Origin of the sequence: Schwartzia succinivorans DSM 10502 (assembly GCF_900129225.1) — a bacterium.
GTDB lineage: Bacteria > Bacillota > Negativicutes > Selenomonadales > Selenomonadaceae > Schwartzia > Schwartzia succinivorans.
Genome location: NZ_FQUG01000005.1, coordinates 136,306 through 152,226, shown reverse-complemented (window position 1 = coordinate 152,226; position 15,921 = coordinate 136,306). Strand labels below are relative to the sequence as shown.

General features: G+C 49.0%; 15 protein-coding genes. All 15 read right to left on the bottom strand.

The window, feature by feature from the left end; translation table 11 throughout:
- Positions 1-51: 51 nt before the first annotated feature.
- The 15 genes from BUA83_RS07290 to BUA83_RS07220 all read right to left on the bottom strand — a co-directional run bounded on the left by BUA83_RS07290 (position 52) and on the right by BUA83_RS07220 (position 15,918).
- Positions 52-315, bottom strand: a complete 264-nt coding sequence (locus BUA83_RS07290; RefSeq protein ID WP_094756528.1) for an AtpZ/AtpI family protein — start codon at positions 313-315, stop codon at positions 52-54.
- A 21-nt stretch (positions 316-336) separates the two neighbouring features.
- A complete protein-coding gene (wecB, locus tag BUA83_RS07285; RefSeq protein WP_072935581.1) occupies positions 337-1,500 on the bottom strand; it encodes a non-hydrolyzing UDP-N-acetylglucosamine 2-epimerase in 1,164 nt (387 codons plus the stop codon).
- 16 nt (positions 1,501-1,516) lie between these two features.
- Positions 1,517-2,575 (bottom strand): MraY family glycosyltransferase, encoded by a 1,059-nt coding sequence (locus tag BUA83_RS07280; protein ID WP_072935580.1) that lies wholly within the window; start codon positions 2,573-2,575, stop codon positions 1,517-1,519.
- A 115-nt stretch (positions 2,576-2,690) separates the two neighbouring features.
- Positions 2,691-3,542 carry a histidinol-phosphatase gene (locus BUA83_RS07275; RefSeq protein ID WP_072935579.1) on the bottom strand — a complete coding sequence of 284 codons (852 nt, stop codon included), beginning with the start codon at positions 3,540-3,542 and terminating at the stop codon, positions 2,691-2,693.
- Positions 3,543-3,683: 141 nt separating this feature from the next.
- Positions 3,684-4,496, bottom strand: coding sequence for an HAD family hydrolase (locus BUA83_RS07270; protein ID WP_072935578.1), 813 nt, complete (start codon positions 4,494-4,496; stop codon positions 3,684-3,686).
- Positions 4,497-4,507: 11 nt separating this feature from the next.
- Positions 4,508-5,503 carry a putative heme d1 biosynthesis radical SAM protein NirJ2 gene (nirJ2, locus tag BUA83_RS07265; RefSeq protein WP_072935577.1) on the bottom strand — a complete coding sequence of 332 codons (996 nt, stop codon included), beginning with the start codon at positions 5,501-5,503 and terminating at the stop codon, positions 4,508-4,510.
- Entirely contained in the window at positions 5,500-6,690 is a 1,191-nt protein-coding gene (gene nirJ1, locus BUA83_RS07260) for a putative heme d1 biosynthesis radical SAM protein NirJ1 (RefSeq protein ID WP_072935576.1), read from the bottom strand. Before nirJ1 ends, nirJ2 begins: the two co-directional genes overlap by 4 nt.
- Positions 6,691-6,712: 22 nt before the next feature.
- Positions 6,713-7,312 carry a TetR/AcrR family transcriptional regulator gene (locus BUA83_RS07255; protein WP_094756527.1) on the bottom strand — a complete coding sequence of 200 codons (600 nt, stop codon included), beginning with the start codon at positions 7,310-7,312 and terminating at the stop codon, positions 6,713-6,715.
- Positions 7,313-7,445: 133 nt separating this feature from the next.
- The gene (locus tag BUA83_RS07250) at positions 7,446-8,612 is read right to left on the bottom strand and encodes a S41 family peptidase (protein WP_234988295.1); all 1,167 of its coding nucleotides are present in this window, start codon (positions 8,610-8,612) and stop codon (positions 7,446-7,448) included.
- A 20-nt stretch (positions 8,613-8,632) separates the two neighbouring features.
- Positions 8,633-9,778 carry a murein hydrolase activator EnvC family protein gene (locus BUA83_RS07245; RefSeq protein WP_072935574.1) on the bottom strand — a complete coding sequence of 382 codons (1,146 nt, stop codon included), beginning with the start codon at positions 9,776-9,778 and terminating at the stop codon, positions 8,633-8,635.
- Positions 9,779-9,790: 12 nt separating this feature from the next.
- Positions 9,791-10,678 carry a permease-like cell division protein FtsX gene (gene ftsX / locus BUA83_RS07240; RefSeq protein ID WP_072935573.1) on the bottom strand — a complete coding sequence of 296 codons (888 nt, stop codon included), beginning with the start codon at positions 10,676-10,678 and terminating at the stop codon, positions 9,791-9,793.
- Complete coding sequence (ftsE, locus tag BUA83_RS07235) at positions 10,668-11,354, bottom strand: cell division ATP-binding protein FtsE (RefSeq protein WP_072935572.1); 687 nt, start codon at positions 11,352-11,354, stop codon at positions 10,668-10,670. The genes ftsX and ftsE overlap by 11 nt, the downstream gene beginning before the upstream one ends.
- 423 nt (positions 11,355-11,777) lie before the next feature.
- Positions 11,778-12,416, bottom strand: coding sequence for a hypothetical protein (locus tag BUA83_RS07230; RefSeq protein WP_072935571.1), 639 nt, complete (start codon positions 12,414-12,416; stop codon positions 11,778-11,780).
- Between the two features lie 356 nt (positions 12,417-12,772).
- Positions 12,773-13,870: a polysaccharide pyruvyl transferase CsaB gene (gene csaB, locus BUA83_RS07225; RefSeq protein WP_072935570.1), complete on the bottom strand. Its 1,098-nt coding sequence runs from the start codon at positions 13,868-13,870 to the stop codon at positions 12,773-12,775.
- On the bottom strand, positions 13,867-15,918 hold the full coding sequence (locus BUA83_RS07220) for a DUF5693 family protein (protein WP_072935568.1): 2,052 nt from the start codon (positions 15,916-15,918) through the stop codon (positions 13,867-13,869). Before BUA83_RS07220 ends, csaB begins: the two co-directional genes overlap by 4 nt.
- Positions 15,919-15,921: the final 3 nt, after the last annotated feature.

Here is a 15,921-nt window from a genome sequence, read left to right as displayed (position 1 = left end):
CACAACTTGACATTATTATACTGCGAATAAATATGTAAGCGCAAGGAAAAACTATTCTTTTCTTCTCATTTTTTTATAAACCGAATAGATTGCCACAGGGAAACCCATGACTATCCCCGTCAGGAGTCCATTCGGCTCTGTTCCGAAAAATTCATCAAATTTCATTCCGAGCCAGATGCATACGCCGACTGTCGTCGCAAGATAAATTCCAAGCCCGAAAAAAATTGAAGCTGCCCAGACAACTCTGCGCAGCTCCTCATAATTCTCCCATGGATTCTTCGGATTTTCTACGTTCTTTTCGCTGTCATCCTTCATGTGAATCCCTCATATTTTCTTTTATTCAACACCGCTGAAACGCTGCGGCGGCTCTGCCGCAAGACCATAATGGTAAAGCACTGCCTGAACGATACGCTCTGCTGCCTTTCCGTCTCCATACGGATTTACCGCCTCTGCCATGCGGCTGTACTCAGCCTCATCGGTCAAAAGACGCTTTGCTTCGCTGTAGACACGCTCCATGTCCGTGCCAATAAGCTTCACTGTGCCTGCGGCAACCGCCTCAGGGCGCTCCGTTGTATCCCTCAGGACAAGAACCGGCTTTCCAAGCGCCGGAGCCTCCTCCTGAACTCCTCCGGAATCTGTAAGAATGATTGCTGAACGATGCATGACATTCGCAAACGGCTCGTAATCGAGGGGATCAATTAGATGAACCCGCTCAACGCCGCCCAGCTCCTCCTGAACGACCTCGCGTACCTTTGGATTTTTATGCACCGGAAATACAATCTCAATATCCGGAATTTCATCAATAAGACGCTTCAGCGCCTGATATACATGGCGCATCGGTTCACCAAGATTTTCACGGCGGTGCGTCGTCACGAGGACGATGCGGTGCTTCCCGAAGCCTATGCCCGAAAGCGACGGGTCAAAGGTAAATTCATCCTTCACCGTATGATGCAGAGCATCAATAACCGTATTCCCCGTAACAAAAATTTTATCCTTCGGAGTATTTTCCATCAGAAGATTGCTCTCCGAGGTAGATGTCGGCGCAAAATGCAGATCCGCAATCGCTCCCGTGAGATGACGGTTCATCTCCTCAGGGAACGGGGAGTACTTATTATGTGTGCGAAGTCCTGCCTCGACGTGTCCCACATCCGTCTGATGATAGTACGCCGCCAAAGCTCCCGCGAAGGTGGTCGTTGTATCACCGTGCACAAGCACAATATCGGGCTTTTCCTCCGTAAGAACCTTATCAAGTCCTGCCATGGCGCGGGAGGTAATATCAAAAAGCGTCTGTCCTGCCGCCATTATATCCAAATCATAATCAGGCTTTATCCTGAAAAGATTCAGCACCTGATCAAGCATTTCACGGTGCTGTGCCGTGACCGCCACCACCGGAACAATTTTATCCGGGTGCTTTGCAAGCTCCAGAACCACAGGCGCCATTTTAATAGCCTCCGGGCGGGTGCCAAACACGGTCATGACCTTTATTTTTTTATCTGTCATTCCTTGAGTCCTCCGTTCAACGGCCCTGCGCCGAAGTTGTTGTATTCATTCTGAAAATGCCTATACGCTTTGCTCCGTAAAGCACCGCGGCAACAACACCAACCATAATCATAACCGCAAGACTGCTGGATACCTCAGTCATAGCGATGGCACTGAAGCCCAAAAGGGCACTTATTACGTACATCAAAAGAACAGCCTGACGCTGCGTAAAGCCAAGATTTAAAAGGCGGTGATGAAGATGTCCCTTGTCAGGCTTGAAAATAGGCACTCCTCCACGGTAACGGCGCACGATGGCAAAGGTAGTATCAAGAATAGGAAGGCCAAGAGCAAGTATCGGAACAATAAGCGCAATCGTCGTAGCACTCTTCACCGCGCCGATGATTGAAATTCCCGAAAGCATGAAGCCCAGGAACATACTGCCTGTATCTCCCATGAAAATCTTTGCCGGATTAAAGTTGTACCAGAGAAAGCCAAAGGCAGCGCCGGCAAGAGCCGCCGTAACCACTGCTACCAGAATTATATTCTGCTGGAGCGCTACCAAAAAGATAGTCACCGAGGCAATCGTCGAAACACCTGCAGCCAACCCGTCAAGGCCGTCAATCAGATTCACTGTATTCGTGAGTCCCACCATCCAGAAAATGGAACCCGGAATCGTCACATAATCATAAAGATAGAGAATATCTCCAAAGGGATCCGTGATGAAATCAATACGGACACCAAAGCCCACAGCTACAGCTGCGCAGACAATCTGACCGATAAGCTTTACCTTTGCGGGAAGATTGGAATAATCATCAATAAGACCGAGGACAACAATAAGTGTTCCACCGATCATCAGACCGACCATTCCCTGACCAACATCCTCCGGCAGCTCGTTGGCCGAAAGATAAACAGCCATAGCCGCCATAAAGGCAGCGTATATCCCGAGTCCTCCGATTCGGGGAATAGGTTTTTTATGAACCTTCCGTGCGTCCGGCTTGTCCAGCGCACCGGTCTTAAATGCGAGCTTGATAACAAGCGGCGTCATAAACAGAGCCGCTGCCACAGCAACGAAAAAAGCCACACCATAACTTGGCATTTTCTCTCACCCTTCTTTCCATCTGCCTATTTTACATCAACAAATCCGTTAATGTCAATCAAAGAAAGCGTTTTGAAAGCAATCAGGGCAAGTTCACACAAAAGCTTTTCCATCGTTAGTCAAAAAGAACCATTTCACGGTCTCTCCTATCAAATCTCACAGATTCCCTGTACCCGTATTTTTTTACATAATCCACCGCGTCGCTGATATATGCTCCGCAGTCCTCAGGCTCATGAGCATCTGAGCCGAAGCTGATGGGCAGATGATACTCCGCAGCCATCTCCATGAAATCAGGATAAGGGGAAATTTCCTTAATCGGATAGCGGTATAATGTCCCCGTGTTCACATCAACAACCATATCCGCCTTTTTCATCGCCTTCGCAACCCGCTCAAGATACGGTGTAACATCAAAGTCAGGGATGAACTTAAACAGACGGATGTTGAAGGGATGCCCGAGAACATCGTAGCAGCCGCCTGCGCAGAGATACTCAGCCTCAGCCGTGTACCATTCGTAAATTTCCTCAAGGGAATGTTCATTCCACTCCGCTTTGATTTCAGCCGAATCATACGCCCAGCCCCTCAAAAAATGCACGGAGCCGATGATGTAATCGAAGGGATACCGGCACAGAATATTTTTTACAGCAACCTGCTGCTGAAAATTGCACACCTCGATGCCTGTCTTCACATCATGACCTGCAGACTTCAGCTGCTCCATGAAATCAAAATATTCCTCCAGCGAGTACATGAACTTTTTCTTTTTCAGCCACTTCTGCTGAAACTCTCCAATGAAGGAATCATCAAGAACGAGGTCATTATAATAGAAGGGCTCAAACTCTTCAAAGCCGTGGCTGTGCTCGGAGATACCGATTTCGTCTATGCCGCGCTTCTCTGCCGCATCAAAAAATCCCTGCACCCATGCCGCATCATAGGAACCGTGCTCAAAATGCATGTGATAATCAAGTCTCATACCTTCGCCTCCAGGTTACAATTTTACACATACTTATATTACGCTATTGCAGGTATTTTGTCGAAGAAAAAATATGACTTGGGCGCACATATCAGCCTCTAATAAAAAAGAACCCCTCCGAAGAAGGGTTCCTTTTCTCATTCATCCCATCATGCCCTGCGCTATCATCTCACGCAGCTTTGTCATAACTCCGTATTCCGTGTTGGGTGGCGCGGTGTATTTCGCAACCTTTTTCACATCAGGGTGGGCATTTTCCATCGCAAAGCCATAGCCAACCGACTCAAGCATCTCAACGTCATTCAGATAATCGCCAAAGGCAGCACATTCCTCAGGCTTTACTCCCAGAAGCTGCTGCACCTTTTTTATCGCCGCGCCCTTGCTAACGTCAGGATTCATTATATCAACCCAGTAGCCGCTGCTCAAAACAACCTGCAGCGGGTCCGCCACAGCATCACGAAGCTGCGGATAAATATATTCCTCCGCATGCCCGCGCTCGGCATCACAGACAGCCACCTTTATGACCTCTTCCTTCTCTGCCGCCTCGCGTATATCATCCACGAACTGACACTGGGTGAAATACTGACGCATAGCATCAAAATATGGTTTCCACACATCGGTGACAAAAGCAAGTCTTTTACCGCAGACAACAGGATACGCGCCCGGTATCTCACCTGCGGCATCCAGCACTCTCAGTATGTCGCCGCGGTCAAGCTCGTTGGAAAACAGCTCCTTGTCATGACGTGCGACGAAGGTGCCGTTTTCAGCCACAAAAAGAAAATCATCGATATATTTTCCCATCTGCTTAAGAAGTGCCGAGTACTGACGTCCGCTTGCAGGGGCAAAGAGGACATCACGCTCCTTGAGCTCCGCCATTACCTCATCGAACTGCGGCGGCATTTTTCCTTCCGCGTCAAGAAGTGTGCCGTCCATATCACAAAAAACGACTTTTATCATTTAAATTCTTTTCACTGTCCTTTACGCCCATGATAGAGGCACCACGGCTCCTCTGCCATATAGTCCCCGTCATGGTAATATGCCGCCCTCGCACGGCAGCCGCCGCAGGCGTGCTTAAAGTTACAGGAGCCGCAGCCGCCTGAATAATCCATGGTACGAAGCTTCTTCAATACTTCGCTGTTCTTCCATATTTCATCAAAGGGCTGCTTTCTTACATCACCGATTTCCATGTTGAGATACGCGCAGGGCTGTACCTTTCCACGGGGACCTATTATACAGTATGCCAGTCCTGCGAGGCAGCCACGGCGGAAGCGTGTCTTTACTCCCATGAGAGCGGCAATCCGCAAAAACTGCGGCGCGCAGGTAGGCTTCAGCTCTATGTCCACAGTCTGCTGTTTTTTCATGATGCGTGTAAGCACGGATTCGTACTGCTCAGCACGCAGGGACTCCTCCTCAATGGTTGTTGCCCGTCCCGTTGGAACAAGGAAGAAGAAATGATGTGCCACAGCACCCTTTTCAACTGCAAAATCAGTCATTGCCTCAAGCTCGGACTCGTTCCAGTCCATAACCGTTGTATGAATCTGAAAAGCAAGTCCCGCATTTCTGCAATTTTCCATGCCGCGTACCGCTGCGGCCCACGCGCCGTCCATGCCGCGGAATTTGTCATGCTTTTCCGCGTCAAGCGAATCAAGGGAAATACCCATTCCCATGGCACCGGCTTCCTTAAGCTTAACTGCAAGCTCAGGCGTGATAAGTGTGCCGTTTGTTCCGAACACAGGACGAAGCCCGAGGTCAGAGGCAAATTTTACAAGCTCCAGAATATCGGGGCGCATCAGGGGTTCTCCACCGGAAAAAATCATAATCTTGAATCCCGCCCGGGCGATTTCCGTGAGCATTTTTTTGGCTTCCGCCGTTGAAAGCTCATCCTCCGCCTTCGCTCCCGCATCACGGTAGCAGTGCGCGCAGGTAAGATTGCAGGCATTGGTCGTGTTCCAGGATACGATCATTTCATTTCCTCCCCGAAGATTTCTTCATCCGTGAGGTAGCAGGCAGGGTCAGATTCCCAGTAGTCACCCGTCCGCGCCTCTGCACGGGTACGGAAGTTACCATTGCACGCCGAAAGGAATCGGCATTTCGCACAGCGTCCCTTAAGCAGGCCTTTTCTATCCTTGAGTCCTGCAAGGATAGGATTCGACTCCACATCCTGCCAGATTTCACTGAATTTACGCTCGCGGACATTGCCGAAGGTATGATGCTGTGTGAACTGGTCGGGATGAACGTTGCCCTCCGGGTCTACCTCGCCGAAGGCTATACCTGACCGGTTTCCTCCGTTCATTGAAATATACGACCAGATCTGAGCCGCCAGCTTTTCGTCCCCTGCTTCCTTTGCTTTGAGGTACATATACACACCGTCACAGTGATTGTCTACGGTAAGAATCTCCTTTTCAAGGCCGCGCTCCTCAAAATCACGGGTGCGGCGAAGGATGGTATCAATAGCTGCACGGGATTCCTCAGGAGAAACGTCCTCCTTCACCATTTTTTCTCCACGCCCCGAGTATACGAGATGATAGAAGCAGACACGGTTTATTTCTTCCCGTTCTATAAAGTCAAAGATATTATCAAGCTCTTTTGCATTATGCTCATTTATAGTAAATCGCAGACCAACGCGCTGACCAACCGCAACGCAGTTTCTGATGCCCTGCATGGCAGCCTCGTAAGCACCTTCCTTGCCGCGGAACATGTCGTTGACATCCTTCAGGCCATCCAATGAAATACCGACATAAGCAACTCCGATATCCTTGAGCTTCTGCGCTACCTCACGGGTAATAAGCGTACCATTGGTGGAAAGCGTCGGCCTTACACCCTTCTCCTTTGCATAGGCCGCAAGCTCGAAGAGGTCCTTTCTGACCAGAGGCTCACCACCGGAGAAAAGCAGAGCAGGCACATGGAAATCCGCCAAATCGTCGATAAATCTTTTGGCTTCCTCTGTCGTGAGCTCATTATCATGCTTCTCAGCGTCCGCATCCATGTAGCAGTGACGGCATTTGAGATTGCAGGTTCTCGTCACGTTCCACGCCACAACAGGGCCGTGTCCCTCTGAGGTCCCGTGCTTCATCTGCGCCGCACCCGGACGATATCTCAGGTCATCCCCATCATAATTTCTTGAAAAAAGCAGTTTAGTTACACTAATCATAAATACTCCCTGTCAATATTCTTTATCTGGGTTCAATACCCTTCAAAATCAAATCCACCTTCAGACTGACATTTTCCTCAAAGCTGTATGAAAGCGAGCTGAAGGAGGCCGCCTGGAAAATAGAATGGAACATCTCTGTAACGAGATGCGGGTCGAGCGTAGGATCGAACTCTCCCTTTTTCTGACCATAGCTGATAATATCCGTAAATACGCCCTTAAATCCCGGCGTACGGGCATTTCTTCCGGCCGATTTGTTTTTATCGTTGGGCTGTCTGCTTGCAGTCCCAAGGAAAAGCGGAAGAACATAAGGATTTTTCTCCAGCGCTTCTGTCGTGCTTTTCACCGCCGCCCGAAGAATTTTTCCTGCGGACTCTCCGTTTTTCATCGACTTCTCCGCCTGTCCGCAAACCGCTTCAGCAATTTCCTTCAAAAGACAGAAAAGCAGCGCTTCCTTTGATTCAAAATAGTTATAAAATGTTCCTACCCCCAGGCGCGCTTCCTTCATAATATCAGCGATGGAGGTTTCTGTCACGCCATTTTCCACAAAATTTTTCACCGCTGCATCCATAATGCACTTCCGTGACTCAAGTTTCTTCCGCTCTCGTCTTCCCATAAGCTGCATCTTTGTGATTCTCCCTTCATTAGTCTACGATTAAATGACCTTATTTATTATTATAATGTATTTTATGTATAAAGAAAAGAGAAAAGATGAATTAACTTCATCTTTTCTCCATCCGTAATAAGTACGATCTGCGTTATTTATTTTCCGCAGCTTTCATTTTTTCCTTAATTACATCCAAAGCCTTTTCAAGCTGCATGTCCCTGTGCGCCTCAGGAGGCTGCTCCACAAAGACATCCGGTTCAATTCCGACGCCGTTTATGCTGCGCCCGTTTGGAGTATAGTACCTTGCAATTGTAAGCTTCACGGCCTCAGTGCGGTCAGGCATTGGAAGAACAACCTGAACAGAGCCTTTTCCGTAGGAGGTCGTTCCCACCAGCGTAGCAGCTCCCGTATCCTGCAAAGCTCCCGCAAGAATCTCGGAGGCGCTGGCAGAATTCCCGTCAATCAGCACCACAATAGGTACTGTCGGCTCCGAAAGCCCGGATGTATGCTCCTCGCGTGTGCCGTCCCTCTGTACCACGGAAACGACCGGGCCTGCAGGAACAATGAGGTTTGCAATATCCACGCAGGTCTTTACATAGCCCCCCGGATTTGCGCGCATGTCTATAATCATGCCCTTCATGCCTTCATCACGAAGTCTGTTGTAGTCTGTCTCAAATTCCTTCGCCGTGCTTTCTCCGAAGGACGCTATACGGATATATCCTATATCTGAGTTATCAAACATGCGGCCTGCCGCAGTTTTCACGTGAATGACATCCCGGGTAATTGTGTATTCCTGTTCACGACCGTCGGAATGGCGAATGGAAAGTACTACGTCCGTGCCTGCCTCTCCGCGGATTGACATCGCCGTGGTTTCAGAATCCATAGAGGATGTTGGAGTACCATCCACCGCCAGAATCTCATCCCCCACTACAAGCCCTGCAGCCTCTCCCGGAGTACCCTCCAGCACCGACATTATGTGGACTCCGTTTTCAAAGCCCATAACAACGCCGATACCGCCAAAGGTTCCTCCGGTCTGCTCAATGAGCTTTTTGTACATTTCCGGGTCGAGATAAACGGAATACGGGTCTCCCAGAGACTTAATCATCCCGGATATTGCCCCGTTCATCAGTTTGTCGTAGCTCACCTCGTCAACATACTGCGTTTCAACGAAACGCATCATGACGAGGAATCTCGCAAATCTTTCATATTTATCCGGTGTAAGTCCCAGCGACCAGGCCAGCACGCCTATTGTCAGCACGGCACCCGTCAAGGCAGACACTACAGCCGTCAAAATATATTTTTTCTTGCTTCTTGGCAAAATTCCACCTGCTTCAAAATTTAAAAGTAACCCATCGGGTCTACAGGCTCTCCGTTTTCACGAACCTCGAAGTGACAGTGAGGTCCGGTGGAGTTTCCTGTGGAGCCGCAGTAGGCGATAACATCGCCCTGGGATACATTCTGACCTTCACCAACATTAAGCTGCTCATTATGACCGTAAAGGGTAGATATTCCACCGCCGTGGTCAATGACAACCGCGTAGCCGTAGCCGGAAATCCATCCTGCATAAACAACAGTTCCGGCTGCCGCAGCATAGATAGGCTCGCCGTAATCACCGCCGATATCGACTCCGCTGTGATAGCGGGAGTCGCCTGTGATAGGATGTGTTCTCCAGCCGTAATCCGATGTTATCTCATCGCTGGCAATCGGCCACATGAGACCGCCCGCGCCAACAACCGCAGGCCCCCTGTACTGATAGCGCCGCGCCTGAATGAGCTTTTCAACCTCTTTTGATGCGGCCAGCATTTCCTCGTATGCCTGCTGTGACAATGCCTTGTCGTTTTCCATGCGTTCAAGAAGGTCGTCCTTTTCACGCTTTCTTGAACGAAGCTCAGCACGCTTTGAAGCCGCGTCGCGAACAAGGGCAATCCTTGTTTTGCGCTCTGTTTCCAGAGCCGCCCTTGCCTTCTCAACGACGCGCTTATCCTCCTGCACCTTTTTCAAAAGGTTGTAATCAGCCTTTATGATTCGCGTCAGAAGATCCATCCGTGTCAAAAAGTCGTTAAAGCTCTTGGCTCCGAAGAGTACGTCTATGTAGCTTATCTGCCCGTGCATATAAATATTGCGCACGCGCTTTCTTAAAAGTCCCGATTTTTCGTTAAGTTCCTTCTGTGTCTTTTCAAGAAGCTCCTGATTCTCAGCGATACGGCCTTCCGTATCCTCAAGAGCTCCCTGCACCTCGGCGTATTCGGCCTCAGCCTCGCTTACATGCATAGACAGCACGCGAAGCTGCTCGGAAACGCTGTCTATTTTACCCTGAATACGCTCCGTTTCTGCCTGCTGGGCATCGGCGCGCATCTGCAGCTCCTCAAGCTGAGCTTCAAGAGCCTCGGTATCATCATCATCCGCAGCAAGCGCGGCGGCAGGATTAAAGAGCAGTATTCCCGTAAGTGAAAGCGCCGCCGCCTTTTCCTTCCATTTCTTCATCCCGGTTCCCCCTTAAGCATTCAGGAAGCGTTTCAAAGAAATCGTGCTGCCGATGGCTCCTATGACCATACCGCAGACAAGAATCCCGATTCCAACATAGCCGATAAAGGGAAACATCGGTATCAGCGGAAAGAATGCAAGCGTATCATAAATTTTATTGGTTACCATACCGTAGGCAATACGAAGCGCTCCGGCAGCCACAACACCGCCGAAAAATCCAAGCACAATGCCCTCGAGCATAAACGGCCAGCGAATAAACCAGTCGGTAGCGCCGACATATTTCATTATCGCAATCTCCTTGCGGCGTGCGAACACAGTAAGGCGGATTGTGTTTGAAATAATAAAGAGTGTCGCGCCCGCCAGCAGCACCATAACCGCGAAACCGAAAACACGGATAAGACGGGTAATATCAAACATGTGCTGCACAACATCCTGCCCGTATTTTGCCGACTCAACGCCCTTTATTTTGGAAATCTCATCAGCAGCAGCCTTCACCATATCAGGATGCTTTACCTTTACCTCAAAGGCATTCGGAAGCGGGTTTGTATCTCCTATTGCCTCAAGGAGAAATTTCTGCTCGCCAAGGCGCTCCTGAAAGCGCTTCATGGCTTCTTCCTTTCCGACAAAAGTGACCGTATCAATTCCCTGCATGGATTCGATGGTTCCGCGTATGTCATCAATACTGCTTTCCTTAACGTCATCCTTCAGGTATACGCTGATTTCGACCTGTGATTCCAGGGATTCTGCCATGCGGTTCATGTTCATCACAAGAATCATAAACATACCGAAAATAAACAGGGACACCGCTACCGTGCTGATAGAGGCTATTGCCATCCAGCTGTTGCGGCGCAGCGAGAAAAAGACCTCGCGGATCACATACTCGCTTGTACTAATTTTCATATCCGTATACCCCCTGCGCTTCATCGCGGACTATTTTTCCGTCCTCAATGGCGATAACGCGCCTCTTCATCGTATCAACAATATATTTGTCGTGTGTAGCCATGACAATTGTCGTTCCACTGGCATTTATCCGTTTGAAAATATCCATAATTTCCCATGAGGTTTCCGGGTCAAGATTTCCCGTAGGCTCGTCTGCGATTACGAGAGCAGGATTATTCACAATTGCTCTCGCGATTGCAACACGCTGCTGCTCACCGCCTGAAAGCTGTGAAGGAAAATTCTTGTATTTATCCCTGAGTCCGACAATATCCAGCACCGCGTTGACACTGTGCTGCATGCGGCGTCTCGGTGCCTCAATGACCTGCATTGCAAAGGCAACATTCTCTGCCACGGTTTTATCCGGCAGAAGTCTGTAATCCTGAAACACAACTCCAAGGCCGCGGCGAAGATAGGGCACTTCGCTTTTCGGCATGTTTACCACATCATGTCCGTTAACAATAAGAGTGCCGCTGGACGGCAGCACCTCACGAAACAAAAGGCGGATGAACGTAGATTTGCCCGCGCCGCTGGCACCGACAATAAAAACGAACTCGCCCTTTCCTATCTCAACATTCACGCGCTCAAGCGCAACAGTTCCATTCTCGTAGGTTTTAGAAATATCCTTCATCTGAATCATGGAATTTTACCCCTCCATGCATATTCCATTTCCGAGTTCAAAATTCTTTCAATCTCTTCTATTATACCGCAGTTGCTAAGATTTTCCCATATTTTATAGGAAAATCTTGCAATTTACGTTATAACAGAGAAATGTCCGGCATATTTTCAGCTTATTCACGAGCAGAACCCTGTTCGCTTGGTGTCAATGCAAAATCTGGATTTGGTATTGACGGGGCTTCGCCCCTTCAAACTTCCCCACAAGGGCTTGCGCAGCCCTTTGAACCTGCTAAACGCCCTGCGGGCGAATTAAGCCGCGTGGAATCTGCTGAGATATATTTCAAAATTTATCCGACCGCGTCGAACTGTATGGGCTAAAAAAAACATAAAGCCAAGACTATCCTGTAAAATAACAAGACATCTTGGCTTTAATCAGCTTAGAAAGTTATTCTATTCTCTTTAACTCCAAAATCGGCTCCCGGACCATGTTTTCAACAAAATTCCACTTCCCCATGTGCCCATAATCACCATAATGATAAAAAAGCAATGAGTCTGGTTTTATAACTACATACACGCCCTCTATAAAACTATACTTATCCTTCAAAAACTCCAAAGAAGCTAAATGTCCTCCGCCTCCGTTGCTATCCCTATTATATTGGTTATTAAACCAAAAACTCAAAACACTCTGACCGACAAGATACTCTATATCTACCTCCTCTTTCTCGTAGTCCTCTATAGTAACACCATGCTTATCTTTCAAATATTCAGGATCTATATCGTTAGGCTCCGGAACCACGTAACCCACTATAATCAAATTGTACTCAGTATAACCTTGATCAACAGTACAATCATCTGTTTCGACTCGTACAATTCGACCTACAAAATTACGCAATGGGTCAACTACTTTATCATCATATCTTCCATATTTAAATTTCCATACTTGAGAAATCCTATATGTTCCTGCAATATCAGCAGTTACCTTAGGTTCTAGCACCATTGCCGAAACACGGTTCATGTTGGCTACCATTGCCAAGCACGACAAAAACACCGTTAAACAAATCGCGACTAAAAATTTTCTTTGCATTACAATTCCCCCATCCTTAAAAATCTAATCCGTCCCCATATAGTCAGGTGCTGATACACCTGACAGACTCAATCATATCACAGATGTCCCCCCCCGCAAGACATTCGTAATATAGTAGTGCCCTCGATATGACACTTCATAAATAGTGATTTATTTCAAAATATAACCTACCGCGTCGAACTGTATCGTTATCCCACCGTAAAGCCAAGGCTCAGCAAATGCCATTAGGCAGCTCAAACGGATTCCCCGATGCGGGAGGCGCTTTCTTCGATAAGAGAAATCGTATCGTCGCAGGTGAACTGTAGGAGAGACGTCCGCGCATACAAAAAAGGAGCTGCATCATACAGCTCCTTTTATTATTTCTTATTTTTTATAAGCTCAAGGGCAAGCTCGGCGTTGCGGAAGGCAAGGCGTCTGAGTTCTGAAAGAAGCTCAGCATTTTTCTCACGGATACCGCCCCGAAGCTCCCACTTCGCACGCACGTCTTCCATTAGATTATCCGCCGTAACCGTCTGAAGGTCAGCCGCAGGCTTTTGCCCAACGGAATCGAGGAAGCGGTCAATCTTCGGGTCATAGGATATTCCCACCATGGGAACATTCATAACTCCTGCAAAAATCAGAGCATGAAGACGGATTGAAATCAAAAGCTCAAGATTTCCCACGATTGATAAAAGCTCGCTTGTCGTATATTCTTCATCAAGAAGTGTCGACGGCTGCTTCATGCGTGAAGCAATCTGCTTTGCTGCCTCCACATCCTCGGGATACTGCATCGGTATGAAAAGAATACGCGCTCCCAGCTCCTCCACCATGCGGTCGGCAGCCTCAGCGATGGCCTTCTTGTAGCCGACCCATCCGCGCCATTCACGCACGGATATACCGATAACAGGCTTTGCTCCGTCAGCCTTGTAGCGCTTCAGAATAGCACGCCCTATTGCGCGGTCCACCGGATGAATTGCAAGCACAGGGTCTGCTGTCACTTCAATAGGTGGACGCTTGACCGAAAGGCTTTTCAGTTCCTCAAGGGAACCATGGTCACGCACAGTAATCAGTGAAACACGGTTCGATACAGCCGTCATCAGACGGCGTGCAAAGCCGCCGCAGACAGGGCCGATTCCCTGTGCGTACAGCATGACAGGCGTACCCACCATCCGCGCCATAAGGATTACACCCAGATAGTAATAGAGGCTTCGACCGCTTGTAACATTCTGCAGAAGACTTCCGCCTCCTGAAATCATCAGGTCTGCCTTTTTCAGCACCGAAAGAATCGCCCCCACATCGAGCCATGACACAGCCTCAACACCGTGGCGTTTCTTTGTATCTTCCGGGTTTGCCGAAATAACGGTAATATTCAGTTTCGGTTCCAAATCGGATAAAACCTCGATCATTGCGGCGAGCATTGCCTCATCGCCGGCATTTTTCGAGCCGTAATACCCGGAAACTACAATATGATTCATTCTTTCGCCTCACCCATGTGCTTTGCTTTTTCCATGAGCCTGTACCATGCGGCCGCCAAAAGAACAGCTGCCGTGCCTATCATGGCACCGCCCAGCACACCTCCGATGCCCCGTGCAAAGGACATCATAACAGGTGTGCGCATGTGCGCAAAGGTCTCAACCATAGAGCCCTGTCCGATTGTTGCAACCAGCACGAGTATGAAGAATACCATGGTCGGCCATTTCTTCCACCATGCGAAGGCAGCGGCAAGAAATGCCGGATGACCGATTAAAAGCTCCTTGGACCGCGGACGGGCATAAAGGGCCTGTTCCAAGAACGCACGGAATCGAAGCTCCAGCCCCGAAACAGGCATTCCCATGTTATGTCCCGAACGCGCGATGAATACAACGCCTGCGACAAGAACTCCGAAGAGCACCATAAGGGTGCTCACCTTCACGGGCATATCCATAAGCTTTTTAAGCTGTTTGACAAGACCTTCTCCATCCGGAGAATCGAATACACTGAACCGCTGCAGGAATGCAGCTGCCACCAGAATTATCGGCATAACGAAGGTCAGCTTGATTCCGCGGAAGATATTTACCTCAAGGAAATACTCAACGTCGGAAAGCGAACCCGAAAGATACGCCGCCCCGGCGAAGGCCATAGCTCCCGTAACAAAAAGCGCCCCAACTGCCATAACAATAAAACGCGCAAGCGACTCAGGCCGTTCCTTGCGGCCGCGAATCCAGTCAAGCTGACGGATAACAGCAAGCGCAGGGAAAATGTTAGCGCTTGCCAGCGCCGCGATAAGGCGGATTTTTCCTCCGTGTCCCATAAGCACAGGAACAGCCGCAATAAGACCGAATACAGCAAAGAGAATAAGCTCCAGCTTCGGGCGGCGGTTCAGCGCAGGAATTACCAGGGAAAGATACAATACTCCACCTGCAGCAACACCGAGCATAATAAGGGCACGCAGGACAGGAGACGGCTCAAAGGGTGGGAACACCCCTGCAGGGCCTGTTGTAAAGCCCTTTCTCTCAAGGATTTCCTTTGTCTCCTTAAAGTACTTCATATTCGTTTCCACCAGCGTCATCTCAGGTGCCGGTGCTTCATAAATGCGCATAAGATTTACTCGGATGTTGCGTTCCTCATCCGTGTTCGCCCAGCGCTCAACGGCAGCCGCCATCTTCATCTTCGGCTGCTCGTCCTTTGGTATGGAATATACGCGGGCAGCTCTGTAATCCATACCCTTCGCCAGCTCCACGAGCCCGTCCTGCTGATAGAACTGCAGCTGAGTGGTTGCTTCAATCATTCCGAGGGTTATACCGCGCTTTTCACACTCCTCGATAACAGTCTTCAGACGCTTCGGTGCGCCAAGCACCTCCTTGCCCGAATAAATAATCTCGGATACGCGGATTCCGTCCATGCGCTTAAAGACCGCATGAATATCGTCATCAGTTACCTTTTCATAATTGCTTGGACGCGCAATGACATAGAAGCCTGCATCATTTACAGCCTTCATTTCATCCGTTGGCATACCAAGGTTCATTTTTTCAAAGGACTTGTAATTTGCCTTTACTGCCAGTGCTTCATGACCGTCAACCATGAACGGGCGCACACGGTCGGCTCCGAGACGGCGTATCAGATCCTCCCTTACCTCCTGGTAGGTCAGGGCATCATGTCCCGTAACATATACCTCTGTGCCGATTATTTTGCCCTGTTCAACAAGAGCACGCCACTCAGGGCTTACAAGAGCACCGGTCTGATAATTTTCGAGAATTTTGCTTCCCGGCACTGCGCTTGCCTTGCCGTTGAGATTAAGCTTTTTGAAGGTAGTCTCATAGACAGCCAGCGATGTAATACCCGCTTCCTTGGCCTGGCGGAAAATTTCCTCCGGCGTTTCCCCGGACCTCTCCGCAAGCTCCAAAAGGCCCTCATAATCAATTGCCATATCAATGCTGAGATTCTGCTGCTCAGCACGATAGCGCATAACATTGACAACAAGCGCCGAAACAAGTCCTACTAAAATAACAAGAACAAGCAGCCGATTATAATGAAAAGCTTTCATCTT

Bases quoted from the DNA above. Each gene is read 5' to 3' on its own strand.
- BUA83_RS07290 (WP_094756528.1), bottom strand. From the start codon at position 315: ATGAAGGATGACAGCGAAAAGAACGTAGAAAATCCGAAGAATCCATGG.
- wecB (WP_072935581.1), bottom strand. From the start codon at position 1,500: ATGACAGATAAAAAAATAAAGGTCATGACCGTGTTTGGCACCCGCCCG.
- BUA83_RS07280 (WP_072935580.1), bottom strand. From the start codon at position 2,575: ATGCCAAGTTATGGTGTGGCTTTTTTCGTTGCTGTGGCAGCGGCTCTG.
- BUA83_RS07275 (WP_072935579.1), bottom strand. From the start codon at position 3,542: ATGAGACTTGATTATCACATGCATTTTGAGCACGGTTCCTATGATGCG.
- BUA83_RS07270 (WP_072935578.1), bottom strand. From the start codon at position 4,496: ATGATAAAAGTCGTTTTTTGTGATATGGACGGCACACTTCTTGACGCG.
- nirJ2 (WP_072935577.1), bottom strand. From the start codon at position 5,503: ATGATCGTATCCTGGAACACGACCAATGCCTGCAATCTTACCTGCGCG.
- nirJ1 (WP_072935576.1), bottom strand. From the start codon at position 6,690: ATGATTAGTGTAACTAAACTGCTTTTTTCAAGAAATTATGATGGGGAT.
- BUA83_RS07255 (WP_094756527.1), bottom strand. From the start codon at position 7,312: ATGCAGCTTATGGGAAGACGAGAGCGGAAGAAACTTGAGTCACGGAAG.
- BUA83_RS07245 (WP_072935574.1), bottom strand. From the start codon at position 9,778: ATGAAGAAATGGAAGGAAAAGGCGGCGGCGCTTTCACTTACGGGAATA.
- ftsX (WP_072935573.1), bottom strand. From the start codon at position 10,678: ATGAAAATTAGTACAAGCGAGTATGTGATCCGCGAGGTCTTTTTCTCG.
- ftsE (WP_072935572.1), bottom strand. From the start codon at position 11,354: ATGATTCAGATGAAGGATATTTCTAAAACCTACGAGAATGGAACTGTT.
- BUA83_RS07230 (WP_072935571.1), bottom strand. From the start codon at position 12,416: ATGCAAAGAAAATTTTTAGTCGCGATTTGTTTAACGGTGTTTTTGTCG.
- csaB (WP_072935570.1), bottom strand. From the start codon at position 13,870: ATGAATCATATTGTAGTTTCCGGGTATTACGGCTCGAAAAATGCCGGC.
- BUA83_RS07220 (WP_072935568.1), bottom strand. From the start codon at position 15,918: ATGAAAGCTTTTCATTATAATCGGCTGCTTGTTCTTGTTATTTTAGTA.